Raw genomic sequence first — 24,634 nt, 5'->3', positions numbered from 1 at the left:
AGGAGACAGCGGCGCGCTTGCGCCGGCCAAGACGCGCGGCGCGCACGATCGCGCCGCCATGCAGAGGATTCATGTTCACCAAGGGGTAGTCGATGTCTGCGATTGAATCGGTTCTTCACGAAACCCGTCAGTTTGCGCCGCCCGCGGCGCTCGAACAGGCGGCGACCATTTCCGGCATGCAGGCCTATCGTGCGCTCGCCGCCGAGGCCGAGAACGATTACGAAGGATTCTGGGCGCGTCTCGCGCGCGAGGGTCTTGCGTGGCACAAGCCGTTCACGAAAGTGCTCGACGAGTCCAACGCGCCGTTCTACAAGTGGTTCGACGACGGCGAGCTGAACGCGTCGTACAACTGCCTCGACCGCCACGTAGAAGCCGGCAACGGCGAGCGCGTCGCGGTGATCTTCGAAGCCGACGACGGCACCGTCACGCGCGTCACCTATGCGGATCTCCTCGCGCGCGTGTCGCGTTTCGCGAACGCACTGAAGAAGCGCGGGATCGGCAAGGGCGACCGCGTCGTCATCTATATCCCGATGTCGATCGAGGGCATCGTCGCGATGCAGGCCTGCGCGCGCATCGGCGCCACGCACTCGGTCGTGTTCGGCGGCTTCTCCGCGAAATCGTTGAACGAGCGGCTCGTCGACGTCGGCGCGACGGCGCTCGTCACGGCCGACGAGCAGGCGCGCGGCGGCAAGACGCTGCCGCTGAAGAGCATCGCGGATGAAGCGATCGCGCTGGGCGGCTGCGAGGCCGTGAAGAGCGTGATCGTCTATCGCCGCACCGGCGGCAAGATCGACTGGCACGCCGAGCGCGACCTGTGGATGCATGAACTGACGGCCGGCGAATCCGACCGGTGCGAGCCGGAATGGGTCGGCGCCGAGCATCCGCTGTTCATCCTGTATACGTCGGGCTCGACCGGCAAGCCGAAGGGCGTGCAGCACAGCACGGGCGGCTACCTGCTGTGGGCCGCGCAGACGATGAAGTGGACCTTCGACTGGAAGCCCAGCGACGTGTTCTGGTGTACGGCCGACATCGGCTGGGTCACGGGCCACACGTACATCACGTACGGCCCGCTCGCCTGCGGCGGCACGCAGGTCGTGTTCGAGGGCGTGCCGACCTACCCGGACGCCGGCCGCTTCTGGAAGATGATCGGCGACCACAAGGTCACCGTGTTCTACACCGCGCCGACCGCGATCCGCTCGCTGATCAAGGCGGCCGAGGCCGACGACAAGGTGCATCCGAAGAGCTACGACCTGTCGAGCCTGCGCATCATCGGCACCGTCGGCGAGCCGATCAATCCGGAAGCGTGGATGTGGTATCACAAGCACGTCGGCCAGGAGCGCTGCCCGATCGTCGACACGTGGTGGCAGACCGAGACGGGCGGCCACATGATCACGCCGCTGCCGGGCGCGACGCCGACCGTGCCCGGTTCGTGCACGCTGCCGCTGCCGGGCATCATGGCCGCGGTGGTCGATGAAACCGGCCAGGACGTGCCGAACGGGCAGGGCGGCATCCTCGTCGTCAAGCGCCCGTGGCCCGCGATGATCCGCACGATCTGGGGCGACCCGGAGCGCTTCAGGAAGAGCTATTACCCCGAGGAACTCGGCGGACGTCTGTATCTGGCCGGCGACGGCACCGTGCGCGACAAGGACACCGGCTACTTCACGATCATGGGCCGGATCGACGACGTGCTGAACGTGTCGGGCCACCGGCTCGGCACGATGGAAATCGAATCGGCGCTGGTGTCGCACGAACTCGTGGCCGAGGCGGCCGTGGTCGGCCGTCCGGACGATACGACGGGCGAGGCGGTGGTTGCGTTCGTCGTGCTGAAGCGTTCGCGTCCGGAGGGCGAGGAAGCCGCGGCGCTGGCGAAGACGCTGCGCGACTGGGTCGGCAAGCAGATCGGGCCGATCGCGAAGCCGAAGGACATCCGCTTCGGCGACAACCTGCCGAAGACGCGCTCGGGCAAGATCATGCGGCGCCTGCTGCGTTCGCTCGCGAAGGGCGAGGCGATCACGCAGGATACGTCCACGCTCGAGAACCCGGCCATCCTCGAGCAGCTCGCCGAGGTGCGCTGAGCGTACCGGTTGCGCATCACGCGCACGAGCCCCTGCGCGGCAATCCCGATTGCCCGCGCAGGGGCTTTTTGTTACATAACGGCATGACCGTTCCGACCCGTCCCGCGCCTGCCGCGCCACCGCCCGTTCCCGAGCCGCTCGCGCGTGCCCACGCACGCTACTGGCGCTTCAACGTCGCGCTGATCGCGGTGCTGATGGCGATCGGCTTTGCGGTGTCGTTCATCGTGCCGTTCTACGGGCCCGCGCTCGCCGAGGTTCGCTTCGCCGGGTTCAGCCTGCCGTTCTACGTCGGCGCGCAGGGCGCGATTCTCGTGTACCTCGTGCTGATCGTCGTTTATATCGGGCTGATGCAACGCGCGGATCGCACGCTGCGCCGTGCGTACGACGATCATGCGGCGCGCGCCGGCCATGCGAACGGCGGGCGCTGATTCATGCTGACACATCGACTGATCCGCGCATACGCGCTCTACACGCTGGGGTTTCTCGGCTTCGTGCTGCTGATGTGGCGGATCGAGCGTGCCACCGGCTCCGGCGTCTGGATCGGTTACGTGTTCCTGTTCGTGCCGATCGCCGTGTATGCGGTGATCGGGCTGCTGTCGCGCACGTCCGATCTCGTCGAGTACTACGTGGCCGGGCGGCGCGTGCCGTCCGCATTCAACGGGATGGCGACGGCGGCCGACTGGCTGTCGGCCGCGTCGTTCATCGGCCTGGCCGGCTCGCTCTACGCGACCGGCTATGACGCGCTTGCCTACGTGATGGGCTGGACGGGCGGGTTCTGCCTCGTCGCGTTCCTGCTCGCGCCTTATGTGCGCAAGCTCGCGCGCTACACGATTCCCGATTTTCTCGGGACGCGCTTTTCGAGCACGGCCGTGCGCGCGCTGGCGGCCGGCGCGGCGATCCTGTGTTCGTTCGTGTACCTGGTCGCGCAGATCCAGGGGATCGGCCTGATCGCGACGCGCTTCATCGGCGTCGATTTCGCGATCGGGATCTTCTGCGGGCTCGCGGGTATTCTCGTGTGCTCGTTTCTCGGCGGGATGCGCGCGGTCACGTGGACGCAGGTTGCGCAGTACATCATCCTGATCAGCGCGATCCTGATTCCGGTGTCGCTGATCGCGATGAAGAACGGGCTCGGCCCCGTGCCGCAGTTCAGCTACGGCAAGCTGATGGAGCGCGTCGCGGCGCGCGAGGCGCAGGTGCGCGATGCGTTCGACGAGCAGCAGGTGCGTGACGCGTATCGCAGGCAAGCCGAGGATATCCAGACGCGGCTCGACCGGCTGCCGGCATCCTATGCGGACGCACGCCGGCATCTCGTCGACCAGCTTGCCGACCTGCGGCGCCACAACGGGCCGCTGCGCGAGATCAGCCAGCGCGAGCGCGAACTGGCCGACTTCCCGCGCGATCTGGCGGCGGCGCGCGTCGCGTGGACGCAGGCGCGCGACGATCTGCTGGCCCGTGCCGAGCCGCCCGTGCCGATGCACGAACCATTTCCCGCCGCGAGCGATGACGAACGCAAGCCGCGCGAGCGGAATTTCCTTGCGCTGCTGCTGTGCCTTTCGCTCGGCACGGCGAGCCTGCCGCACATCCTGACGCGCTACAACACGACCACGTCGGTTGCATCGGCACGGCGCTCGGTCGGCTGGACGCTGTTCTTCATCGCGCTGTTCTACCTGAGCGTGCCGGTGCTCGCGGTACTGATCAAGTACGAGATCCTCGCGAATCTCGTCGGGCGGCCATTCGCCGAATTACCGGCGTGGGTCACGCAATGGCATCACTTCGAACCCGACCTGATCAGCGTCGTCGAGGTGATTCGCGACGGCATCGTGCACTGGTCGGAAATCCAGATGCAGCCGGACATGGTCGTGCTGGCCGCGCCGGAGATCGCCGGGCTGCCGTATGTGGTGTCGGGACTGATCGCGGCCGGTGCGCTTGCCGCGGCGCTGTCGACCGCGGACGGGTTGTTGCTGACGATCGCGAACGCGCTGTCGCACGACGTCTATTACTGCATGGTCGCGCCCGACGCGTCGAGCCAGCGGCGCGTGACGATCTCGAAGGTGCTGCTGCTCGGCGTCGCGCTGTTCGCTTCGTATGTCGCGTCGCTCAATACGGGGAAGATCTTGTTTCTCGTCGGCGCGGCGTTTTCGCTGGCGGCATCGAGCTTCTTTCCGGTGCTCGTGCTCGGCGTGTTCTGGAAGCGCACGACGACGCGCGGTGCGATCGCCGGGATGGTGACGGGGCTCGCGGTGTGCGTGTACTACATCGTGTCGACCTATCCGTTCTTCACGCAACTGACGGGGTTCGCGGGGCGCACGTGGTTCGGGATCGAGCCGATCAGCTCAGGCGTGTTCGGGGTGCCGGCGGGGTTTGCGGTGGCGATTGCGGTGAGTTTGTGTGATCGGCGGCCGGATGAGTATACGCGGGCGTTGGTGGATTACATTCGGCATCCGTGACGCGGGGTGGCGGGTGAAGGTGGGGGCGACGCCTCAAAACGAAAAGCCCCTTGATTTATCAGGAAATCAAGGGGCTTCTTGCATTTTGGCGGAGAGAGGGGGATTCGAACCCCCGATAGGCGATTAACCTATACACGCTTTCCAGGCGTGCGACTTAAACCACTCATCCATCTCTCCGGAAGACCGAGAGTATAGCAAACTCTGGTGACAGCCCGCCACTCCCTTCCGTGATCGTCAAAAATCCGTCGTCATCGACAGCCACACCGAGCGCGGATCGCCCTGCGTCAAGTATCCGCCGGTCGTCGACGACCAGTACGACTTGTTCGTGACATTGCGCACTCATGTGCTCGTGAACGGCGAGCGTTGCGGCCTCACTGTTTCCGGCTATGTGCTGCTTCGCCGGTTCGAGTCGCCGGCCGCCTATCCGCTAGTCATCGCCTACGACTACCCGTTCGAGAATGCCATCACGTTCACGCTCGTATCGAAGGACCCGTTGAAGCAACTCGCACGGCACACGGTCGGCTCGATGTACGCGTCGCGCTATCTGGACGACATGACGTGGGCCGACGACCGTCATTTCAGCGCGACAGCTCGTCGACATCGACGGGCGACGGGATTTCACGATTCGTGACCGATCGGTACCGTTCGTGTTACCGCAGCTCGGGATGAATCGCGTACAGGGTCGGTAATGTGCGATCGGCGCTTGCGAGTGCGTTGCCCGAGCGTGTGCACCGTCTGAAACCAGACGAAACGGGCGGTTTCATTTCTCTTTCGCATTGGTCGGCCATGTAAGTTTTGATGTGTCCGAATCCTGCACGACCAACGTGCATGGCGGCAGGAACGGCGACGGTCGGCCATTGTGCTCGCCCGGCACATTACAAAATGAATGGATATTGAAAGAATTCCTTCCCTTGACGCAAGGCGCTCGAGCCATTTATTGTCCGTCTGCCGCCCGTGAGAGAGCACGGCAGCAATCGCGGATGCGCGCTTGGCGCGCATGACAACACGCAGCAAAAAGTAGAAAAGGAAACGTGGTAGCCACATGAAGCCGCTATTCGACGACAAGAACGCCAATGCGGTCAGCGATCGTCCCTCCACCCCGTCTTCGTCACCCGTCGTCATGCCTGCCGCCGCTGTTGCCGTGCCGGCGGCACGCCCGGCGGAGAACGTTCGCCTGATCACCGTCGACGAGATCGACCAGCTCGGCGCGACGCAGGGCACGCGGATCGCGGCCTTCTCCCAGCAGATTCTCGCGAGCGTGCGCGCGTCGGATGCCGACCAGTTCGGCGACAAGCTCAACGAACTGATCGCGACCGCGAAGGGGCTCGACCCGCGCGGCGCCGACAAGGGCGGGCTGCTCACGCAGATCACGCGGCTGTTCCGTTCGACCAAGGAGAAGTTGCTGTCGCAATACGAGTCGGTGAGCAAGCGGATGGACACGCTCGTCGTCGAGCTCGAGAACCATGCGCAGCGCCAGAAGGCCGGCATCGACGAGCTCGAGCGGATGTACAACGACAACTACGCGCTGCACCAGGAACTGGCGCAGTCGAAAGCGCACGGCGAAGCCGCGCTCGCGACGCTGCGAGCGCATCTCGCGGCCGGCCAGCAGCCGGTGGACGACGCGTTCGCCGCGCAACGCCTGCTCGACGTGCAGCGCAAGGTCGATGCGCTCGAAAGCAAGCTCGACGACCTCGACCGCGCGATGCTGATGTCGAAGCAGCTCGCGCCGCAGATCCGGATGGAGCAGGACCAGAAACGCACGCTGACGTCGAAGTTCATGACGATCAAGACCGTGCTGATCCCCGCGTGGACCAACGCGTTCGCGCTCTACCTCGAGCAGCTCAGCACGAAGCGCGCGGCGGCGCTCGCGAACGCGACGTACGACGCGGCCGACGAGGCGATCCGCGCGCAGGCCGACCTGAACCGCCAGAACGCGCAGGAAGTCGCGAAGCTCGGCCAGCGCCCGGTGATCTCGACCGACACGTTCGAATACGCGCAGCAGCAGCTGTTCGGCGCATTCGACGACATCACGCAGATCATCGCCGACGGCAAGCGCCAGCGCGAGCAGGACGCGCCGCGCCTGCGCCAGCTCGAACAGGACCTGATCACCCGATTCGCTCCGAAGCACAACTGAAAGAACCGAGAGAACTCCGCATGATTACGCTTGAGAAACGCGCGGCGAAGGTCGCGATCGTCCTCGAAAAACGCCAGATCCTGAAGCCGCCCGTCGTGCGCGTCGGCGCGGCGCTCGACATCTCCGGCTCCGCGAAGCCGCTGTACCAGTCGGGCGTGATCCAGGACACGCACGACCGGATCCTCGGTATCGCACTGAAGTTCGACGACAACGGCGAAGTCGACACGTGGACCTTCACCGAGGGCTACGATCGCCTGCCGACCGCGACGCCGGACAACTACGGCTCATACATCTCCGATCACGTGCTCAACGCGCGGATCGACAAGTGGGGCGGCACGCAGTACGCGCCGGTGATGAACGACATCGTCGACTTCTTTTTCCGCGCGCCGGAGCCGTCGCCGAAACGCGAAGAGAAGCGCGGCTTCCTGAGCCGGCTGTTCGGCGGTGCGGACGAGACGCCCGCGCCGGCCGCTTCCGCGCCGGTGAACGGCCATCTGCCCGCGTGGGTGTTGTTCGTCACCGACGGCCAGAACCCGAAGAACGATCGCAAGCGCGTGCGCCAGCTGCTGGCCGAGTCGCAGCACTACCCGCTGTACTGGTCGCTCGTTGGCGTCGGCGATCCGAGCGAATTCGGCTTCCTCGCGGAAGTCGCGGACGAGATGCCGAACGTCGGCTTCCTGCATCTCGAATCGCTCGACATCAGCGATGAACAGATCTACGAACAGCTGATCACGCAGGAATTCTGCGACTGGGTGCGCGCGAAGTAAGCGCGGCCCGCACGCCTTTTATCCGGAACTCGATTACCCCCCCTATCATGTTGAAAGACTTCAAGATCCCGTTGTCGCTCACGGTGCTCGCACTCGTCGCGGCCTATCTCCTCGGCGGCGTGAAGGACATGCTGATCGTCGCGGTCCTGTCCGTGCTGGAAATCTCGCTGTCGCTCGACAACGCGGTCGTCAATGCATCGGTGCTCAAGAACTGGTCGGAGAAGTGGCGCAACCGCTTCATGGTGTTCGGCCTGCCGGTCGCCGTGTTCGGCATGCGGCTCGTGTTCCCGCTGCTGATCGTTGCCGTGATCGGCCACATCGGCATGTGGGACGCGCTGAAGCTCGCGATCGAGTCGCCGGAGCAGTACGCGGCGATCCTCACGTCCGCGCATCACCAGGTCTCCGCATTCGGCGGCGCATTCCTGCTGATGGTGTTCTTCAAGTTCATGCTCGACACCGAGAAGGACGAGCACTGGATCGGCTTCCTGGAAGGCCCGATGAGCCACCTCGGCCGCATCACGGCGCTGGAAGTGGCGCTGACGCTCGCGATCGTCATCATTGCGTCGCTCTACGTGCCGGCGGTCGAGCAGGTGGGCTTCCTGCTCGCGGGTGCGTTCGGCGTGATCAGCTTCGTGATCGCGCACGGCATCGGCGACCTCATCGGTGGCGAGGAGACGGGCACGCGCGTGGTGCGCGAAGGCGTCGCGGGTTTCATGTATCTCGAAGTGCTCGATTCGTCGTTCAGCTTCGACGGCGTGATCGGCGCATTCGCGCTGTCGAACAACATCTTCCTGATCGCGCTGGGCCTCGGCGTCGGCGCGGCCTACATCCGGGAGATGACGCTCGTGCTGCTGAAGAAGGGCACGCTCGCGCAGTACCGCTTTCTCGAGCACGGCGCCTTCTGGGCGATCGGTGCGCTCGCAACGATCATGTTCCTTGGCGTGAAGTTCGAGGTGCCCGAGGTCGTCACCGGCCTGATCGGCGCGGCGATGATCGCCGCGGCCGTGTGGTCGTCGATCGTCGTGCAACGCAGGGAAAACCGGACGGCCGTGGCGGGCGAGTGATCACGCGCGACGCGCGGGTCGAACACCATCAACGAGGGGCCGCGCAGGGCGGCCCGGCATTGCCGCCGGCGCAACGGCGGTTCCAGCAGAAGAGGTTCAAATGATCAATTTGTCGAAAGGCGGTCGCGTCAACCTGTCGAAGGAAGCGCCCGGCACGCAGAAGTTCCGCATCGGTCTCGGCTGGGACGCGAACGCGACGGACACGGGTACGGACTTCGATCTCGACGTGTCGGTGTTCCTGTGCAAGTACGACGCGCAGAGCAACCCGAAGCTGATCTCGGATCAGCACTTCGTGTTCTACAACAGCGAAGTGCGCACGATGGAGCGCAAGGACACCTTCATCCAGCCGGGCGACGATTTCCCGAAGCGCGGGATGCCCGCGTCGAAGTGCCTGGGTGTCGTGCATAGCGGCGACAACCGCACGGGCAGCGGCGACGGCGACGACGAGGTGATCTTCATCGACGTGACGAAGCTCGCGGCCGACGTCGAGGAAATCTCGGTGGTCGTGACGATCGACCAGGCCGAAGCGCGTCGCCAGAATTTCGGCCAGGTGCGCAACAGCTACATCCAGATCGCCGACGAAGTGTCGGGCGCGGTGATCGCGAAGTACGCGCTCGAGGAGGACTTCTCGATGGAGACGTCGGTGCAGGTCGGCAGCTTCTATCGTCGCGACGGCCACTTCATGTTCAAGGCGGTCGGCGCCGGCTACAACCGCGGCCTGGGCGACTTCGTGCGCGCGTACGGCGGCGTGGTCTGACTGGCGGCAGCCCGGCTGGCGGGATACCGCCGCGCCGGGCAGGAAGCAGCGATGACGAATCCGTCAGACGAGCCGAAGCGGCTCGAGTTCGATACGACGCCCGAGCGCACGCCCGGGCGTCTTGCGTTCGACGCGCCGCCCGCGGCCGCGGCGCCGGTTGCGCGCGGGCCCGAGCGGCCGGCGCCGCAGGCGCTCGACTTCGGGCCCACGCCCGCGTCCGATAAAGCCGTGCGCACGGCGCCGGCCGAGGCGGTCGGCCGGGCGGTGTTCGGCGAATCGAACCATCCGCAGCTCGAAGCGTGCTTCCGCGCCGCGCAGGCCAGCTTCCCGAATCTCTATCCCGACTACGCGCCGCGCATCGAGCGGCACATCCGGCAACTGGTGCCGCTCAAGCTCGCGACGGTCGCGACGATCGGCGACGGCGCGCTGGAGACGGCGGGCAACCTCGTCGAAGCCGTCGCGGCAACGACGCGCGAATTCAATGAACTCGGCGCGGCCGACATGATGGCCGGCATGCTCGCGCAGGCGACACGCAAGGCCGGCATGTTCGAACGCTGGTTCGGCGCGGCGACGGGCCACGTCGACTACCGTGCGGCGATCGGGGCGCTCAAGCAGTCGCTCGGCTTTTTCCCGCGCCGTACCGAGGAGCTTGCCGCGAAGGTTCGCCACGCGGAAGAAAACCTCGTGGTCGTGCTCGCGGCGCTGAGCGCGGTGTCGGATGTCGTGCGCGCGCCGGACGATGCGGGTGTCGAGCGCACGCTGTTCGACCGCCGCAACATCGTCGGGCAGGCGGTGCAGCAGATCCGCATGCAACCCGCGCAATTGCGCGGGCTCGACGAGCGCGTGACCGATCTGCTGTCGCGCGCCGATCACCTGATGAACGTCGTGCTGCCGGCGGCATTGGCGGCGCGGCCGCAGCGCTGAGGGAACGGCGCGAAGGGTACGAACGCGTGCGCCGTGGCGGCGCGCGCGTTCGCTGCGCAGGCCGCGCTGCGTCACGTCATTTCACGTGCGCCGGCGCGAGTCTGCTATCTTCCCGGGCATCTCATCGCTTTCCCGCCGATTCTCCATGACTGACCGCATCGTTGCCGCATTCGATTTCGACGGCACCATCACGACGACCGACAGCTTTCGCCATTTCGTCCGCTATGCGGTCGGCACGCCGCGCTTCGCGTGGGCCGGATTGCGCGCATTGCCGTGGATCGTCGCGATGAAGGCCGGCCTGATGTCGCGCGGCGACGCGAAGGCGAAGTTCGCGTCGTTCGCGTTCGGGCCGGTGCGCGAGGACACGCTCGATGCGCAGGCGCGCACCTTCGTCGACAGCTATCTGCCGAGCCTCGTGCGTCCGGAAATGCTCGAGCGCATCCGCGAGCATCGGGCCCGTGGGCACGAAGTCGTGCTGGTGAGCGCGTCGCCGTCGTTGTATCTGGAGAAGTGGGCGAAGACGGCCGGCTTCGATGCGGTGCTCGCGACGCGGCTCGCGTTCGAGCGCGGCACCTTCACCGGGCGGCTCGACGGCGAAAACTGCTGGGGGCCGCAGAAGGTGGTGCGGCTGCGCGGGTGGTGGGGCAACCGGCCGCCGAAACAGTTGTTCGCGTATGGCGACAGCCGTGGCGACAAGGAAATGGCCGAGCTCGCGAACTGGTCGTGGATCCGCGGGCAAGGGCCGATGCCGCCGATCGGCGGTTGAGATGGCGCGTTACGCGTCGGCCCGAGCCTGGCGCGGACCACGCGCCGGTCGATAACCGCCCCAGCGATTCGCCCGCGCGAACGTGCCGACGTCGTTGAAGCGCACGCCGACTTCACGCAGCGCCGCATGCGCGGTGCGCGCGGTCAGCTGGCGGATGTAGAACGGGTCGCGCACCACGAAGTGATGGATCGCGTGCGTGCTGCCGAAGTTGAAGCAGAACAGCTGGAACGGCAGCATCCACCACGGGTTGAGCACCTGCGTCTGCTGGATCACGTTGCGCGAATCGATGTCGCCGAAGTAATGCATGTTCGAGCTGACGAAGTTGATGCAGAAGCTGCGCACGAAGTTCGGCCCGAGCCACACCACGGCCAGGAAATCGACGATGCGCATCACGCGCTCGACGACGGCCGGCACCGTCACCGGGTAGCCGAACGCATGCAGCGCGAACAGGCCGACGTGATAGACGAAGAACGCATGCCACAGCACGTAATACACGTGACCGACCGGCATGTACGACGATACTTGCTCGACGCGCAACTGCAGGCGCTCGGACGGATCCTGTACCGGCTGCGCGGCCACGTACTGCTTCACCTTGCGGCGCATCGCGGCCGGCCGCAGCACGACGGCAAGCATGCCGTCCGCGATCATCAGCAGGCGCTTCACCCCCCAGCGCTCGCCGTTCGTGATGCCGAATTCCTCGAGATCCGATTCGCCGCCCGACACCTTGTGGTGATGCAGGTGCATGCGCCGCCGCGTCCACGGGTTGATCGTGCCGGGCCGCGTGAGCCAGCACAGCGCCATCATCAGGTGATAGGCCCACGGCGTCTTCTTGAAGTACATCAGGTGGATCAGGTCGTGCTCGAGCTCGTGGATCAGCGACGTGACGAACGCGGCGAGCGGCAGCGCGACGTACCACGCGATCGCGCCGCGCGCATACAGCCACGCGATCGCGAGCATCGCGCCCACCGAGACGGCCATCACGGTCGCGCCGACGAGGTTCTGGTTGTCGAGCAGCGGAAAGCGTGCGCGGATCGCGTCGCTCGCGGCGTTGACCTCGCGGCGGACATACGCGACCTTGTCCGCGTCGTTGCGAAAGGCGGTTCGTGCGGGTTGGCTCATCGACCGGGATTCCTGCGGAAAGAGTGGGGCGCAATGCCGATGTGACAAGCATAGGCGTGCACCGGGCCGCACGCGAGGGCCGCGGGTGCCAATGGCGGTGTCATTTCGGGCCACGATGGCCGGCCGGCGCGGCTAGAGTCTCACCCCGGTGTCATTGCGGGCCAGCGACGCTACAATCCGCCGAAACCGCACCGGAGTCCGCCGCATGGTCCTGTCCGTCCCGGATGCCGCGCGCCAGCTGAACAAGGCGACGGTGTCGTCCGCGTATGCGCTGTTCATGCTGATGCTGGCGGAGGAGCGCGGCATCGACGGCAGCCGCGTTCTTGCCGGCTCGGGCGTCGAGCGCGACCGGCTCGCGCAGCCCGATGCGCGCATCACGCCGCTGCAGCAGGCGGCGATCGTGTTCAACCTGCTCGACGCGACGGACGACCCGTCGATCGCGATCGAGATCGGCCTGCGCAGCAGCCTGACGAAAGCGGGACTGATCGGCTTCGGGCTGATGAGCTGCGCGACGCTCGGCGAGGCGATCTCGCTCGGCATCCGCTATCTGCCGACGCGCGTGCCGTTCTTTTCGGTGCGGCTCACGCAGCTCGACGGGACCGTCGACATCGACGTGTTCGAAGCGTTTCCGCTCGGCCGGCTGCGGCAGTTCGCGGTCGAGAACTTCCTGGTCGAGACGGCGATCCTGTTCAATTCGCTGCTGTATCCGGTGCCGGGGCGCACGCTGCAGTCGCGTGCCGAACTCCATTTCGAATGGCCCGAACCGCCGTGGTTCGAGCGTTATCGTGGGCGGCTGCCGCGCTGCCATTTCGACGCGAGCGCGAACCGCATCCGCTGCGACGCCGCGCTGCTCGACGAACCGATCGGCACCGCGAACGCGCACACCGCGCAGATGATCGTGCAGCAGTGCGAGGCCGAACTCGCGCGGCTCGGCTATGCGGAAAGCATCGTCGAGCGCGTGCGCAACCTGCTGATCTGCGGCGAGGGCGGCTATCCATCGGTCGACGACGTCGCGCGCGAACTGCACGTATCGGCGCGTACGCTCAAGCGCAAGCTCGCCGACTACGGCGCGACTTATTCGGCGCTGCTCGACGAGATCCGGCTGCGCGACGCGCTGCGGCTGCTTGAGGGGACGCGGCTGCCGGTCGACGAGATCGCCGCGCGGGTCGGCTATACGGATCGCGCTAACTTCACGCGTGCGTTCAAGCGCTGGACGGGCGTCGCGCCGAGCGAGCGGCGCTGAACGCGGGCAAGCGCGCGCCTGCGTGGCGGGCCTGCCGAGTCATGCTCCGCGTGTCACGGTTTCAGATGATCGCGACCCAGTTCGCACCGCGCCCGCCCGGCACGCGCGCGTGCGGCGACAGCGCACCGTCGTCCGGCGCGATCGCATACACCGACACGTATTCCGACTGTTCTCCGCAGGCGACGAGCCAGCGCCCCGACGGGGCGATTGCGAACCCGCGCGGCTGCGTCTCGGTGGTCGCCGCGTGTGCGGGCTCGAACGTTCCGTCTTCGGTGCGGCGATAGCAGAGCAGGCGGCTCGACGTGCGTTCGCTGACGTAGGCGAAACGCTCGTCGGGCGTCAGGTGCAGGTCGGCGGCCCAGACGGACGGCTCGGCGGGCGCGGGCGGCCGTGCGTGGCCTTGCGCGAGTTCGGCGACGGCCGGATGGCGTGCGCTCACGTGTGCATCGCCCAGCCGGCCGGTGTCGGGGTCGCGCGCGAACGTCGCGAGCGTGGCCTGGAATTCGCTGACGACGACGAGCTTGCGGCCGTCTTCCGCAAATTGCAGGTGACGCGGGCCGAACCCGGCCGGCACGCGCGTTTCGCCGTGTTCGAGTGCGCGCGGGCCGGCCGCGTCTTCGACGAGCGCGAAGCTGAACACGCGATCCGAGCCGAGTGAGCTGACATAGGCGAAACGATTGTCCGCCGACACGATCACCGCGTGGGCGTTCGCGATGCCGCCCGCGACCTGCAACGGCGTGCCGTCGCCGTCGCGCACGCGCGCGGCGTCGTAGAGGCTCAGCGAATTGCCGCCGTACGACGCGCCGAGCAGCCAGCGGCCGCTGCGGTCGAGCGACAGATAGGCGTGGCTGGCGTCGATCGCGGTCGCACCGATGCGCACGAGCGCGCCGGTGGCCGGCACGACGCGGAACGCGACGATCGTCGGCTGTTCGCCGCGCGTCGCGACGTACAGCCGCGCACGGTCGGCCTGCACGGCGATCGGCATTGCGACGTCGGCCGCCGGGTAGCGGGCGAGCGGCGCGAGCGTGCCGTCGGTCGTGAGGGAGAACGTGGCGAGGTCGCCGTCGGCGGCATTCGAGACGACGACGGTCAGGCGGTCAGTGTTCGGCATGGCGGAGCATCGAAGCGTTCGTGAAGGAGTCGTCGGCCGGCAGGCCGCGCGGCGGGTCGCTGCGCCGGTGGGTGCGCGCGAACAGCGCGGCGACCGCGGCGACGAGCGAAGCGATCGCGAGCGCATACAGGCCGCCCGTGATCGAACCCGTATGTTGCTTCAGATAGCCGAAAGCCGTCGGCGCGACGAAGCCGCCGAGGTTGCCGACCGAGTTGATCAGCGCGATCACGGCCGCGGCCACGCGCGTGTCGAGATAGCCCTGCGGGATCGGCCAGAACAGCGACGACGCGGCCTTGAAGCCGAGCGCGGCGAAGCAGATCGACGCGAACGACCATACCGGCTCGTGCGACGTCGACGCGAACAGCCCGCATGCGGCGAGCACGAGCGCGACCGCGAGCCAGCGCTGCGGATGCCTCCACTTCGACGACAGCACCGCGAAGCCGTACATCGCGCCGATCGCGATCATCCACGGAATCGTGTTGTACAGGCCGACCTGGAAATCGGTGAGCCCGCCCATCTTGCGGATGATCGTCGGCAGCCAGAACGTGGCTGCGTAGATCGTCAGCTGGATCGAGAAATACAGGAAGCAGAACAGCATGATCTGCGGATCGCGCAGCAGTGCGGTGGCGCGCACCGGCACGTTCGAGCGGACGTCGCGCGTCGCGCGCTCTTCGTCGAGCGCGTTCTGCAGCGCCGTGCGTTCTTCGGCCGTGAGCCACGTCGCGTCGCGGATATGCGATTTCAGCAGCAGCCAGCTCGCGCCGCACAATGCGACCGAGAACAGCCCTTCGATCAGGAACATCCATTGCCAGCCTTCGAGGCCGAAGCCGCGGATCGACAACAGCGCACCGGTGACGGGCCCGGACAGCACCGACGCGAACGCGGAGCCGCCGAGGAAGATCGCCATCGCCTTGCCGCGCGCCTGCGGCGGCAGCCATTGCGACAGGTACAGCACGACGCCGGGGAAGAAACCGGCCTCGGCCGCGCCGAGCAGGAAGCGCAGCGCGTAGAACGACGTGTCGTTCCACACGAACGCCATCGCGGCCGCGACGATGCCCCACGTCGCCATGATCCGGGCAAGCCATACGCGTGCGCCGTAGCGCTGCATCAGCAGGTTCGACGGCACCTCGAACAGCGCGTAGCCGACGAAGAACAGCCCGGCGCCGAGGCCGTACGCGGCCGCGCCGATGCCGATCGACGCCTCGAGGTGGCGATCGACGAAGCCGACGTTCACGCGGTCGATGTAGTTCGCGATGAACATGATCAGCACGAGCGGCAGCACGTGCCACTTCACTTTCGAGACGGCGGACGCGAGCGGATCGGGTCCGGGCAAAGCGGGCGAGGGCGGGTTCAAGCGTGTCTCCGGTCGGGCGGCGGCGGACGGGGCGGTTGCTCCCGTCAGCGTCCGGGTGGCGGTCTTTGTAGTATGTCGTCGTATGACATGGTACGCCTGAGCGCCGAGGAAGGCGTCACGGGTTTACCCGGCAGTTTCTCTGGAAAATGGGAGTTTCTTGGCACTCGTCGAGTGTTTATTCATATCTGATGACGTATGACATGGAATGAGCGTACGCCAATCACGGGATACCCGATCGCCGCCCGCGCGACTTCGCCGTGTATCGCGCACGGCACCTGCGGGCGGCCGGCTGACGGCCGGGCTCGCGGGACCAACGAGAACCAGGACAACCCATGTTGCTGAAGGACAAGATCGTCGTGATATCAGGGATCGGGCCGGGGCTCGGCGTGAAGCTCGCCGTCGAGGCCGTGCGCGAGGCCGCGCGGCGTGGTCGTCGCGGCGCGCACGATGGAAAGGCTCGACGACGCCGACACGCGGATCCGCGCGCTCGGCGTCGACTGCGACGTGCTGAAGCTGAAGATCGACATCACCGACCGCGCACAATGCCGGCAGCTCGCGACGCAGGCGGTCGAACGCTTCGGCCGGATCGACGCGCTCGTGAACAGCGCATTCGTGCACGGCACGTTTCCGGAGCCGGTGGAGAAGGCCGACCTGGATGGCTGGCGCGCGGTGTTCGACACCAACGTGTTCGGTACGATGGCGCTCACGCGGGAAGTCGTGCCGCATATGAAGCGGCACAAGCGCGGCGCGATCGTGATGATCAGCACGCAGGCGACCCGCAAGCCGTTTGCAGGGGAAGGCGGCTACGCTGTATCGAAGGGCGCGCTCACGGTTGCGGCAAAATACCTGGCTCGCGAACTTGGCGTGCACGGCATTCGCGCGAACAGTATCCACATGGGAGCGATGTGGGGCGTGCCGACCCGGACGTATTTCCGGCAGGCAGACGCCGAGAGCGGCATGACGGAAGAGCGGATCATCGCGCCGATCGCGTCGAACATCGCGCTCTCGAAACTGCCGACCGACGACGATGGCGCGCGGGCCGCGCTGTTCTTTGCGTCGGACTACGCGAACGCGGTGACGGGCGACGCGCGACGCGAACGGCGGCGATTTCATGCCTCGACGATGGAGCAATGGATCATGCAGGACAATCAACACGCGCGGCATTTCTTCGCGTTCAATGGCGACGCGGACGGCCTGTGCGCGCTTCAGCAACTGCGGCTCGCGGAGGGCGAGCACGGCACGCTCGTGACCGGCGTGAAGCGCGACATCAAACTGCTCGAGCGGATCGACGCGCGCGCGGGCGACATCGTCACCGTGCTCGACGTGTCGCACGACCAGAATCGCGACGCGTGCGCGCGGCTGCTGCGCGATGGCGTGACGGTCCGCTATTTCGACCATCACTTCGCGGGCGAGCTGCCTGACGATCCGCGCTTCGACGCGCATATCGATACGGCGGCCGACGTCTGCACGAGCGCGATCGTGAACCGTTATCTCGGCGGCCGGCACGTGCGCTGGGCGATCGTCGCGGCGTTCGGCGACGAGTTGCCGGCGCTCGGCAATGCGCTCGCGCGCGAGCATGGGCTGGGCGACGCTGAGCGCGACACGCTCGCCGAACTCGGGCTCTACCTGAACTACAACGCGTACGGCGAGTGTGTCGGCGATCTGCATTTCGACCCGGCCGCGCTCGCGGACGCGATGCTGCCTTGCATCGACCCGCTCGATTTCGTGCGCGAGACGGCCGTGTTCGCCGCGTTGCGCGACGGCTACCGCGACGACATGGCGCGCGCGTGCGCACTCGCGCCGCTGCGCGAAGTGCCCGGTGCGACGCTGGTCCGGATGCCTGATCATCCATGGGCGCGGCGCGCGACCGGCATGCTCGCGAACGAGCGGATGCGCAACGCGCCGCATGCGGCGCTCGCGGTGCTGTCTCCGCGCGCGGACGGCGGGCTTGTCGTGAGCGTGCGCGTGCCGGACGGTCGGCCGCTCGGTGCCGACGAGTTCTGTCGCGGCTTTCCGACCGGCGGTGGGCGCAAGCGCGCGGGCGGTATCAACCATCTGCCGGAAACCGAGTTCGACGCGTTCGCCGAGCGATTCGAGGCGACGTTCCGGCTCGATTGACGCAGCGGCCGGCTGCGATGACGCGCATGCCGTGCCGCCATCGCACGGCGTGCGCATCGTGGCCGGATCAACCGGTCGCGTCCGCGAGCGCGGCCCGCACGTTGCGACCGTAGCAGCGCGCCTCGACACGCTCGGCGATGCGCCAACCCCGTGCGGTGCGCACGAACTGGTCGACGTACCGCAAGCCCGAGACACATCACCTGCGTGCCGCCGTCCGGCAGCGCGACCTCCATCGGATTGAAGCAGATCGTGCGGCGGCGTGCGGTATTGCCGTCGAGTCGGATCGACAGGTTGTCGACCATGTGCCGGAATTGCGGAAACGGCGGCAGCACGGTGCGCAGCCACGCCTTCACCTCCGGATAGCGGACGGCGATGCCGCCCATCGCGCGATAGTCGATCGCAGCATCGGGTGTGAACACCGCGTCGTGCTCGTCGAACATCGACACCTCGCAGCGCAGCCGCGACAATACGCGTCTCTTTCCGCGTTCGATATCGAGGTGCCCGTGCCCGCCAAGTCGTCCATTGCTCCCGCGATCGTCTGGTTCCGCGACGATCTGCGCGTGACCGACCAGCCCGCGCTGACGCGCGCGGTGGCGTCGGGCCGGCCGCTCGTGTGCGTATTCGTCGACGACACGGGCGCCGGCGCCGGGCGGGCGCTCGGCGGCGCGGCGCGCTGGTGGCTGCACGGGTCGCTGGCCGGGCTCGACGCGGCGCTGGTGCGTCATGGCGGACGCCTGCTGCTGTTGCGCGGCGACGCGCCGCGCGAGATCGAACGCATCGTGCACGACACGGGCGCGGAAGCCGTGTACTGGAACCGCCGCTATGCGCAGCCGCAGCGCGACGCCGACGCGGCGCTGAAGGCGTCGCTCAAGGCGCGCGGCGTCACGGTCGAGAGCAGCAACGGCAGCCTGCTGAACGAGCCGTGGGAGGTGCTGACGGGCAGCGGCGGGCCGTACCAGGTGTTCACCGCGTACTGGCGCGCGGCGCGCCGCGACCGCACGGTCGCCGCGCCGTTGCCGGCGCCCGAGCGGATCGCGTTTCATCCGTGGCCGAAAGCCGTGCGTGACCGCGCGCTGGCGCTGGACGCGCTTGCTTTGCGCCCGCCGGTGCCGGATTGGGCCGGCGGCCTGCGTGATGCGTGGCTCGCGCCCGACGAAGCCGGGGCGCACGCCCGGCTCGACGCATTCCTGACGACATCGCTCGCCGGTTATGCGGATGCGCGCGACCTTCCCGACCGTCCCGCGACAAGCCGGCTTTCGCCGTTCCTGCGCTTTGGCAACGTGTCGCCGCGACAGGTGTGGCACGCGGTGCAGGGCGCAGCGAGTGCAGGCGGCGCGGCGGTCGCCGCGGACGCTGACAAATTCCTGAGCGAGCTCGGCTGGCGCGAGTTCAGCTACATGCTCCTGTACCACTTCCCGGCGCTCGCGACCGACAATTTCCGCGCGCAGTTCGATGCGATGCCGTGGCGCGACGATTCCACCGCGCTGCACGCATGGCAGCGCGGGCTGACCGGCTATCCGCTCGTCGATGCGGGCCTGCGCGAACTGTGGACGACCGGCTGGATGCACAACCGCGTGCGGATGGTCGTTGCGTCGTTCCTGATCAAGCATCTGCTGATTGACTGGCGCGCGGGCGAAGCGTGGTTCTGGGACACGCTGGTCGACGCCGATCCCGCGAACAACGCGGCGAGCTGGCAGTGGGTGGCCGGTTGCGGCGCCGACGCCGCGCCGTATTTCCGCATCTTCAATCCGGTCGCGCAGGGGCGGAAGTTCGATCCCGACGGCGCGTACGTACGGCGCTGGGTGCCCGAACTCGCCGGCCTCGACAACGCATCGATCCATGCGCCGTGGGAAGCCTCGCCGCTGGAACTCGACGCGGCCGGCGTGCGGCTCGGCGTCGACTATCCGGAACCGCTCGTCGAGCATGCGGCCGCGCGCGCCCGTGCGCTCGATGCGCTGGCCGCGTTGCCGAAGCGCCGCTGACGTCCTGCCCTGGGTTGCTGCATCAATTGCAGAACGCGACGTGTTCGAGCAGCGCGTACGCGACGCCAGAACTGAAATAGGCCGCGCCGCACCATGCGACGAAGGCGAGCGCGACGGCGGCCAGCGCCGTGCGGATCATGCCCATGCCGCATTGCCCGATGCCGGACGCGCGACGCGCGCGTCGTCGATCGGCAGGTGCAGCAGCGCCGCGAGCACGCCGAGCGCGATCGAGCCGATCCATAGCGGCATGTACGAGTGTGCCGCGTCGTACACGAGCGCACCCAGCCAGACGCCGAAGAAGCTGCCGAGCTGGTGCCCGAAGAACACGAAGCCGAACAGCGTCGCGATGTAGCGCACGCCGAACACCTGCGAGATCACGCCGTTCGTCAGCGGCACGGTGCCGAGCCACGTGAGCCCCATGAAGGCTGCGAACACATAGACGCTCGCGGGCGACAGCGGCGCGGCGACGAACACCGCCATCGTGAGCGCCCGCACGAGGTACAGCGCCGACAACACGTACTTGCGCCGCAGCAGCCCGCCGAGATGGCCGCACGCATAGGTGCCGGCCACGTTGGTCAGCGCGATCAGCGCGAGCGCGACGCTCGCGTGGCGTGCCGCCAGGCCGTGGTCGAGCAGGTAGGCGGGAAGATGCGTCGCGATGAACGCGAGCTGAAAGCCGCACGCGAAGAAGCCCGCGTTCAGCAGCCAGAAGCCGCGATGCGCGAACGCCTCGCGCACGGCTTCGCCGATCGACTGGTCGGGGCCGGCGGTGGCGCCGGCAGCCTGCGCGGGCCGGTCGCGCAGCAGCGCGGCAAGCGGCGCGAGCAGCACCGCGACGAGCGCCAGCGCGATGAACGCGTGCCGCCAGCCGATGCCGCCGATCAGCTCCTGCGCGACGGGCACCATGCAGAGCTGGCCGAGCCCGCCGATCGCGCCGGCGACGCCAAGCGCCCAGCCTCGACGGTCGGGCGGAAACAGGCGGCTCAGCGCGCCATAGATCGACGCGAACGCCGAGCCCGACAGTGCGATGCCGATCACGAGCCCCGCGCCGATCGTGAACACGCCGGTCGATGCCGCATGGGCCATCGTGACGAGCCCGGCCGCGTACAGCAGCATCCCGGCGACGATCACGCGCAGCGAGCCGAAGCGATCGGCGACCATCCCCGTGAACGGCTGCGCGATGCCCCAGGCCAGGTTCTGCAGTGCCAGTGCGAGGCCGAACGCTTCGCGCGACCAGCCGTGGTCGAGCGACACCGGCGCGAGAAACAGGCCCTGCACGTGGCGGATGCCGAGCGCGGCGCCCATGATCAGGCCGCCAGCCAGGACGGGCAGCCAGCGGCGGCGAACTTCCTGCTCGATCGGGGTCATGCGTGTCTCCGGATGAAGGCGCACGGCAAAACGGCCGCGCTCGATCCGATTAGACTGTCGGCCCGGTCGTCGCTCAAGCAATCATTCGGTCAGGTTGGCATGCGTGCAGGGAATGCGACGCGGGGCGTGCGGCGCGGGGCGGGAGCGCTCGGGAACGGTCGGACTTGTTCGCAAAGACCGCGCCGGCTTACGCCGACGCCGTGTCGTGCGCACGCATCGCGGCATCGCATTCGGCCGCTTCAGCGAGCATCCAGTCGCGGACGTCGGCCACTTCGCGGCGTGGGGCCGGATCGTGCTGGAACAGCCAGTAGCCGTACGCATCCGACAGTGCCTGCGTGTGCGGCCCGAGCACCGCGAGGCGCCCGTCCGCGAGCATCGGCGCGACGAGCGCGAGCCGGCCGAGTGCGACGCCCTGGCCCGCGATCGCGGCCTGGATCACCTGGTCGTACTGGTTGAAGCGCAGCACGCCTTTCGGGCGCGCGTCGCCGAGCCCGGCCGCGTGCAGGTGCGCGCGCCACTGCAATTGCGGCTGCGGCGGCCCGTCGAATTCGAGCAGCACGTGGTCGGCGATCGCGGCTGCGTTCGTGACGGGCCGCGCGGCGAGCGCCGGATGCGCGACCGGCACGACGATCTCGTCGAACAGGCGCAGTGCGCCGGCCGGCGCGCGGTCGCGCGGACAATAGCGGATCCCGAGGTCGATGCCTTCGGTGCGCAAATCGAGTACCTTGTCGTTCGCGGCGACGCGCAGGTCGATCTCGGGCAGGCGCGCCTGCAGCCGCCCGAGCCGCGGCAGCAGCCACAGTGCGGTGACGCCGATGCTCGCGGTGATCGTGACGGGCTGGCGCTCGCGCGCGGCGGCGAGCGACGCGACGGTGTCCTGCAGGCCGTGCAGTGCCGCATCCGCGACGCGAAACAGCCGCTCGCCTTCCGGCGTGAATGCGATCTTCCGGTAGCCGCGCTGCAGCAGCGCGACGCCGAGATGCGCTTCGAGCGCGTGCACCTGGCGGCTGACCGCCGATTGCGTGACGCACAGGTCTTGCGCCGCGAGCGTGATGCTCATGCGGCGACCGACGGCGACGAAACCGCGGACGAGGTCGAGCGATGGGAGACGGACGAGCGGCGTTGACATGCGCGTGACTCATGCGAACGGAGCAGCAAGATTGGTTGAGAACGCGGGGCGCGTCAAGTTCAATGGAGGCAGGCGTGGGGGTGGAGTAAGCGCCGAAGCGCCAACTCCACCCAGCCACGCCATGGGACCGAAGTAAGCGCTAAAGCGCTAACTGCGGTCGACCGCCGTGGGGGTGGAGTAAGCGCCGAAGCGCCAACTCCACCCAGCCACGCCATGGAACCGCAGTAAGCGCTGAAGCGCTAACTGCGATCGACCGCCGTGGGGGTGGAGTAAGCGCTGAAGCGCTAACTGCGGTCGACAGGAGACAAGATGACGATTTCGAACGAAGGCAGCGAGGAGACGACACAGGACACCCGCGCGGCGGACGCACTGCCGCCCGAGCCCATGACGCTGCGCGCGGCCGACGGCTACGAATTGCGCGGTCATGTGTGGCGTCATCGCGGCGGCAGCGTCGCGCGGCCCGTGACGGTCATCAATTGCGCGACTTCGGTGCGTTGCGACTACTACTTTCGTTTTGCAGCCTGGCTGTTCGCACAGGGGCGCGACGTGCTCGCCTACGACTATCGCGGCATCGGCGGGTCGCGCCCGGCACGGCTCGCGAAGCTGCGCGCGAACTGGCTCGACTGGGGGCGGCTCGATTGCGAAGCCGCGCTGCAATACGCGCGTGACGCGTTTGCGGGCCAGCCGATCGACGTCGTCGCGCACAGCATCGGCGGGTTCGCGCTCGGGCTCGCCGCATCGAACGTTCACGTGCGACATGCGGTAACGGTCGGCGCGCAGTATGCGTACTGGCGCGATTACTTGCCGGCCGAGCGGCGGCGTATGTGGTGGAAGTGGCATGTCGCGATGCCGGCGCTCGCGGCCGTGTTCGGCTATGTGCCCGCGAAGCGGCTCGGCTGGATGGAGGACACGCCGCGCGGCGTCGCGTTGTCGTGGGTGCGCTCGCGGGCGCGCTTCGAGGAGGGCTATACGAGCGGCCCGCTCGCCGAACCCGCCGCAAGTCGCGCCGCGTTGCCCGCCCGCTTCGCACGGCTGTCGGCGCCGATGCTCGCGATCGGCCTCGACGACGACGGGTTCGGCACGGTCGAGGCGATCGAGCGGCTGGTCGGCTACTACACGGGCAGCGACGTCACGCATCTGCGGATCGCGCCGGCCGACATCGGCGCCGATGCGATAGGCCATTTCGCGTTTTTCCACAGCCGCTTCACCGATACGCTGTGGCCTCTGGCGCTCCACTGGCTGCAACACGGCGTGCTGCCGACCGATGCACCGGGCAACGTGCATGCGATTCACCCGGCATCGCGCGGGCGTGGGCACGGCAGCGGTGTGCCGGGCGTTGCCGCGAACGGGTGACAGACGGCGGCCGCGTCACGCTGGCGCATGCCGGGAGGACAAACGTCAGCGCGGCGCACGGTGCCGGCGGCATTGACGCCGGCGGGTCGCAACGGCTCGCCGCATCGCGTGATCGATTAACATCGGGCGTTTCGTTTCACAGGCCGCCGCATGTCGATGCCCGTCCCGCCCGATCTCGCTTCCCCGTCCGACACACCTCGCGCCTGGAGCGTGCACGAACTTGATGCGCCGCCTGCGGCGTCCCGCGCCGGCGTGCGGATCGCGCGTGTCGATTTCGACTGGCGCGTGCCGCTTGCGTCGCCCGCGTATGCGGCACTCAGCGATGACGAGCGGGCGCGGGCCGCGCGCTTCATGCGGCACGAGGATGCGGTGCGCAGCGCCACGACCCGTGCCGCGCTGCGCGACGTGCTCGGCACGGCCCTCGGCATCGCGCCGCAGGCGGTGGCGATCGTCGTCGACGGCTCGGGGCGGCCGTCGCTGGACGGCGTGCACCGTGCATCGCTCGATTTCAACGTGTCGCACGCGGGCGATCATGCGTTGCTTGCGTGGGCACCCGCGGGCCGCGTCGGCGTCGATATCGAGTGCTGCAATCGCGCGGCCGACTGGCGCGTGCTGACGCGCGAAGTCTGCGCGCCGGCCGAGGCCGCCTATCTCGACAGCCTGCCGGCGGCCGCGCGCGCCGGCGAATTCATGCGCGTCTGGAGTGCGAAAGAGGCGCTGCTCAAGGCGCTCGGCACGGGCATCGTCGGCGGGCTGAGCGCGTTCGCGGTCGTGCCGCCGCGCGATGGCGCGACCCCGGCGACGACGATCGTCGACCCGGCCGCGCCCGCCGCCGGTGTCGCGGCGTTTGAGGCGGCGTGGCTCGACGCGGCGTCCGGCTACGCGGCGTGCGTCGCGTGGACGCGTGCGTGAGCCGGGATCAG

The 24,634-nt window shown here is 67.9% G+C and carries 21 protein-coding genes, 1 tRNA gene and 2 pseudogenes; 16 read left to right on the top strand and 8 right to left on the bottom strand.

All coding sequences use genetic code 11. The features are described from left to right. Nucleotides 1-92: 92 nt before the first annotated feature. The 3 genes from acs to HWX36_RS19135 all read left to right on the top strand — a co-directional run bounded on the left by acs (nt 93) and on the right by HWX36_RS19135 (nt 4,522). Nucleotides 93-2,075, top strand: a complete 1,983-nt coding sequence (acs, locus tag HWX36_RS19145) for an acetate--CoA ligase (protein ID WP_175953658.1) — start codon at nt 93-95, stop codon at nt 2,073-2,075. 83 nt (nt 2,076-2,158) lie between these two features. Further along, nucleotides 2,159-2,503, top strand: a complete 345-nt coding sequence (locus HWX36_RS19140) for a DUF4212 domain-containing protein (RefSeq protein WP_175953656.1) — start codon at nt 2,159-2,161, stop codon at nt 2,501-2,503. Between the two features lie 3 nt (nt 2,504-2,506). Then, entirely contained in the window at nt 2,507-4,522 is a 2,016-nt protein-coding gene (locus HWX36_RS19135; RefSeq protein ID WP_175953654.1) for a sodium:solute symporter family protein, read from the top strand. An 86-nt stretch (nt 4,523-4,608) separates the two neighbouring features. Here the strand turns inward: HWX36_RS19135 and HWX36_RS19130 are convergent. Further along, nucleotides 4,609-4,699: transfer RNA gene (locus tag HWX36_RS19130), tRNA-Ser, on the bottom strand. A gap of 148 nt (nt 4,700-4,847) precedes the next feature. Between HWX36_RS19130 and HWX36_RS19125 the strand changes: the two genes are divergently transcribed. The 7 genes from HWX36_RS19125 to HWX36_RS19095 all read left to right on the top strand — a co-directional run bounded on the left by HWX36_RS19125 (nt 4,848) and on the right by HWX36_RS19095 (nt 10,934). Next, nucleotides 4,848-5,153 (top strand): hypothetical protein, encoded by a 306-nt coding sequence (locus tag HWX36_RS19125; RefSeq protein WP_175953652.1) that lies wholly within the window; start codon nt 4,848-4,850, stop codon nt 5,151-5,153. 411 nt (nt 5,154-5,564) lie between these two features. After that, nucleotides 5,565-6,656, top strand: coding sequence for a toxic anion resistance protein (locus tag HWX36_RS19120; protein WP_175953650.1), 1,092 nt, complete (start codon nt 5,565-5,567; stop codon nt 6,654-6,656). Nucleotides 6,657-6,676: 20 nt separating this feature from the next. Then, entirely contained in the window at nt 6,677-7,423 is a 747-nt protein-coding gene (locus tag HWX36_RS19115) for a VWA domain-containing protein (RefSeq protein WP_175953648.1), read from the top strand. A 47-nt stretch (nt 7,424-7,470) separates the two neighbouring features. Further along, complete coding sequence (locus tag HWX36_RS19110; protein ID WP_175953646.1) at nt 7,471-8,487, top strand: DUF475 domain-containing protein; 1,017 nt, start codon at nt 7,471-7,473, stop codon at nt 8,485-8,487. A gap of 100 nt (nt 8,488-8,587) precedes the next feature. Next, nucleotides 8,588-9,244: a TerD family protein gene (locus HWX36_RS19105; protein WP_175953644.1), complete on the top strand. Its 657-nt coding sequence runs from the start codon at nt 8,588-8,590 to the stop codon at nt 9,242-9,244. Nucleotides 9,245-9,295: 51 nt separating this feature from the next. Continuing rightward, on the top strand, nt 9,296-10,168 hold the full coding sequence (locus tag HWX36_RS19100) for a hypothetical protein (RefSeq protein ID WP_175953641.1): 873 nt from the start codon (nt 9,296-9,298) through the stop codon (nt 10,166-10,168). 145 nt (nt 10,169-10,313) lie between these two features. Further along, nucleotides 10,314-10,934, top strand: a complete 621-nt coding sequence (locus HWX36_RS19095) for an HAD family hydrolase (protein ID WP_175953639.1) — start codon at nt 10,314-10,316, stop codon at nt 10,932-10,934. Nucleotides 10,935-10,943: 9 nt separating this feature from the next. Here the strand turns inward: HWX36_RS19095 and HWX36_RS19090 are convergent, their stop codons facing one another. After that, nucleotides 10,944-12,053, bottom strand: a complete 1,110-nt coding sequence (locus tag HWX36_RS19090) for a fatty acid desaturase (protein ID WP_175953637.1) — start codon at nt 12,051-12,053, stop codon at nt 10,944-10,946. Between the two features lie 205 nt (nt 12,054-12,258). On the opposite strand from HWX36_RS19090, the gene HWX36_RS19085 reads away from it, so the two are divergent. After that, a complete protein-coding gene (locus HWX36_RS19085; RefSeq protein ID WP_175953635.1) occupies nt 12,259-13,296 on the top strand; it encodes an AraC family transcriptional regulator in 1,038 nt (345 codons plus the stop codon). Nucleotides 13,297-13,357: 61 nt separating this feature from the next. On the opposite strand, the gene HWX36_RS19080 is transcribed toward HWX36_RS19085, so the two are convergent. Next, nucleotides 13,358-14,407: a beta-propeller fold lactonase family protein gene (locus tag HWX36_RS19080; RefSeq protein WP_175953632.1), complete on the bottom strand. Its 1,050-nt coding sequence runs from the start codon at nt 14,405-14,407 to the stop codon at nt 13,358-13,360. After that, nucleotides 14,394-15,761 (bottom strand): MFS transporter, encoded by a 1,368-nt coding sequence (locus HWX36_RS19075; protein WP_175953630.1) that lies wholly within the window; start codon nt 15,759-15,761, stop codon nt 14,394-14,396. Before HWX36_RS19075 ends, HWX36_RS19080 begins: the two co-directional genes overlap by 14 nt. A gap of 447 nt (nt 15,762-16,208) precedes the next feature. Here HWX36_RS19075 and HWX36_RS19070 point away from each other — a divergent pair. Together HWX36_RS19070 and HWX36_RS19065 are read left to right on the top strand one after the other, a co-directional pair. Beyond that, a pseudogene (locus tag HWX36_RS19070) lies at nt 16,209-16,787 on the top strand (SDR family NAD(P)-dependent oxidoreductase); the annotation flags it as partial. 111 nt (nt 16,788-16,898) lie between these two features. Further along, on the top strand, nt 16,899-17,879 hold the full coding sequence (locus tag HWX36_RS19065; protein WP_175953628.1) for an acetyltransferase: 981 nt from the start codon (nt 16,899-16,901) through the stop codon (nt 17,877-17,879). 245 nt (nt 17,880-18,124) lie between these two features. Here HWX36_RS19065 and HWX36_RS37225 read toward each other — a convergent pair. Continuing rightward, nucleotides 18,125-18,262 (bottom strand): annotated as a pseudogene (locus HWX36_RS37225) (nuclear transport factor 2 family protein); the annotation flags it as partial. Nucleotides 18,263-18,382: 120 nt separating this feature from the next. Here HWX36_RS37225 and HWX36_RS19055 point away from each other — a divergent pair. Further along, entirely contained in the window at nt 18,383-19,861 is a 1,479-nt protein-coding gene (locus HWX36_RS19055; RefSeq protein ID WP_175953626.1) for a deoxyribodipyrimidine photo-lyase, read from the top strand. Nucleotides 19,862-19,883: 22 nt separating this feature from the next. Here the strand turns inward: HWX36_RS19055 and HWX36_RS37650 are convergent, their stop codons facing one another. The 3 genes from HWX36_RS37650 to HWX36_RS19045 form a co-directional block, all read right to left on the bottom strand. Then, nucleotides 19,884-20,006 carry a hypothetical protein gene (locus HWX36_RS37650; RefSeq protein ID WP_279613391.1) on the bottom strand — a complete coding sequence of 41 codons (123 nt, stop codon included), beginning with the start codon at nt 20,004-20,006 and terminating at the stop codon, nt 19,884-19,886. Then, nucleotides 19,997-21,229 carry an MFS transporter gene (locus HWX36_RS19050; protein ID WP_244136452.1) on the bottom strand — a complete coding sequence of 411 codons (1,233 nt, stop codon included), beginning with the start codon at nt 21,227-21,229 and terminating at the stop codon, nt 19,997-19,999. The genes HWX36_RS37650 and HWX36_RS19050 overlap by 10 nt, the downstream gene beginning before the upstream one ends. A 187-nt stretch (nt 21,230-21,416) precedes the next feature. Then, nucleotides 21,417-22,358, bottom strand: coding sequence for a LysR substrate-binding domain-containing protein (locus HWX36_RS19045; RefSeq protein ID WP_175953624.1), 942 nt, complete (start codon nt 22,356-22,358; stop codon nt 21,417-21,419). Between the two features lie 309 nt (nt 22,359-22,667). Between HWX36_RS19045 and HWX36_RS19040 the strand changes: the two genes are divergently transcribed. Then, nucleotides 22,668-23,711: an alpha/beta fold hydrolase gene (locus tag HWX36_RS19040; protein WP_175953622.1), complete on the top strand. Its 1,044-nt coding sequence runs from the start codon at nt 22,668-22,670 to the stop codon at nt 23,709-23,711. A gap of 156 nt (nt 23,712-23,867) precedes the next feature. After that, nucleotides 23,868-24,623, top strand: a complete 756-nt coding sequence (locus HWX36_RS19035) for a 4'-phosphopantetheinyl transferase superfamily protein (protein WP_175953705.1) — start codon at nt 23,868-23,870, stop codon at nt 24,621-24,623. Nucleotides 24,624-24,634: the final 11 nt, after the last annotated feature.

This window comes from Burkholderia sp. BCC0405, assembly GCF_902833075.1.
In the GTDB taxonomy this organism is placed as follows: Bacteria; Pseudomonadota; Gammaproteobacteria; order Burkholderiales; family Burkholderiaceae; genus Burkholderia.
This window is presented reverse-complemented; position numbering and strand designations above follow the sequence as displayed.

Bases quoted from the DNA above. Each gene is read 5' to 3' on its own strand.
- acs (WP_175953658.1), top strand. From the start codon at position 93: ATGTCTGCGATTGAATCGGTTCTTCACGAAACCCGTCAGTTTGCGCCG.
- HWX36_RS19140 (WP_175953656.1), top strand. From the start codon at position 2,159: ATGACCGTTCCGACCCGTCCCGCGCCTGCCGCGCCACCGCCCGTTCCC.
- HWX36_RS19135 (WP_175953654.1), top strand. From the start codon at position 2,507: ATGCTGACACATCGACTGATCCGCGCATACGCGCTCTACACGCTGGGG.
- HWX36_RS19120 (WP_175953650.1), top strand. From the start codon at position 5,565: ATGAAGCCGCTATTCGACGACAAGAACGCCAATGCGGTCAGCGATCGT.
- HWX36_RS19115 (WP_175953648.1), top strand. From the start codon at position 6,677: ATGATTACGCTTGAGAAACGCGCGGCGAAGGTCGCGATCGTCCTCGAA.
- HWX36_RS19110 (WP_175953646.1), top strand. From the start codon at position 7,471: ATGTTGAAAGACTTCAAGATCCCGTTGTCGCTCACGGTGCTCGCACTC.
- HWX36_RS19105 (WP_175953644.1), top strand. From the start codon at position 8,588: ATGATCAATTTGTCGAAAGGCGGTCGCGTCAACCTGTCGAAGGAAGCG.
- HWX36_RS19100 (WP_175953641.1), top strand. From the start codon at position 9,296: ATGACGAATCCGTCAGACGAGCCGAAGCGGCTCGAGTTCGATACGACG.
- HWX36_RS19095 (WP_175953639.1), top strand. From the start codon at position 10,314: ATGACTGACCGCATCGTTGCCGCATTCGATTTCGACGGCACCATCACG.
- HWX36_RS19090 (WP_175953637.1), bottom strand. From the start codon at position 12,053: ATGAGCCAACCCGCACGAACCGCCTTTCGCAACGACGCGGACAAGGTC.
- HWX36_RS19085 (WP_175953635.1), top strand. From the start codon at position 12,259: ATGGTCCTGTCCGTCCCGGATGCCGCGCGCCAGCTGAACAAGGCGACG.
- HWX36_RS19080 (WP_175953632.1), bottom strand. From the start codon at position 14,407: ATGCCGAACACTGACCGCCTGACCGTCGTCGTCTCGAATGCCGCCGAC.
- HWX36_RS19065 (WP_175953628.1), top strand. From the start codon at position 16,899: ATGCAGGACAATCAACACGCGCGGCATTTCTTCGCGTTCAATGGCGAC.
- HWX36_RS37650 (WP_279613391.1), bottom strand. From the start codon at position 20,006: ATGGGCATGATCCGCACGGCGCTGGCCGCCGTCGCGCTCGCCTTCGTC.
- HWX36_RS19050 (WP_244136452.1), bottom strand. From the start codon at position 21,229: ATGACCCCGATCGAGCAGGAAGTTCGCCGCCGCTGGCTGCCCGTCCTG.
- HWX36_RS19045 (WP_175953624.1), bottom strand. From the start codon at position 22,358: ATGTCAACGCCGCTCGTCCGTCTCCCATCGCTCGACCTCGTCCGCGGT.
- HWX36_RS19040 (WP_175953622.1), top strand. From the start codon at position 22,668: ATGACGATTTCGAACGAAGGCAGCGAGGAGACGACACAGGACACCCGC.
- HWX36_RS19035 (WP_175953705.1), top strand. From the start codon at position 23,868: ATGCCCGTCCCGCCCGATCTCGCTTCCCCGTCCGACACACCTCGCGCC.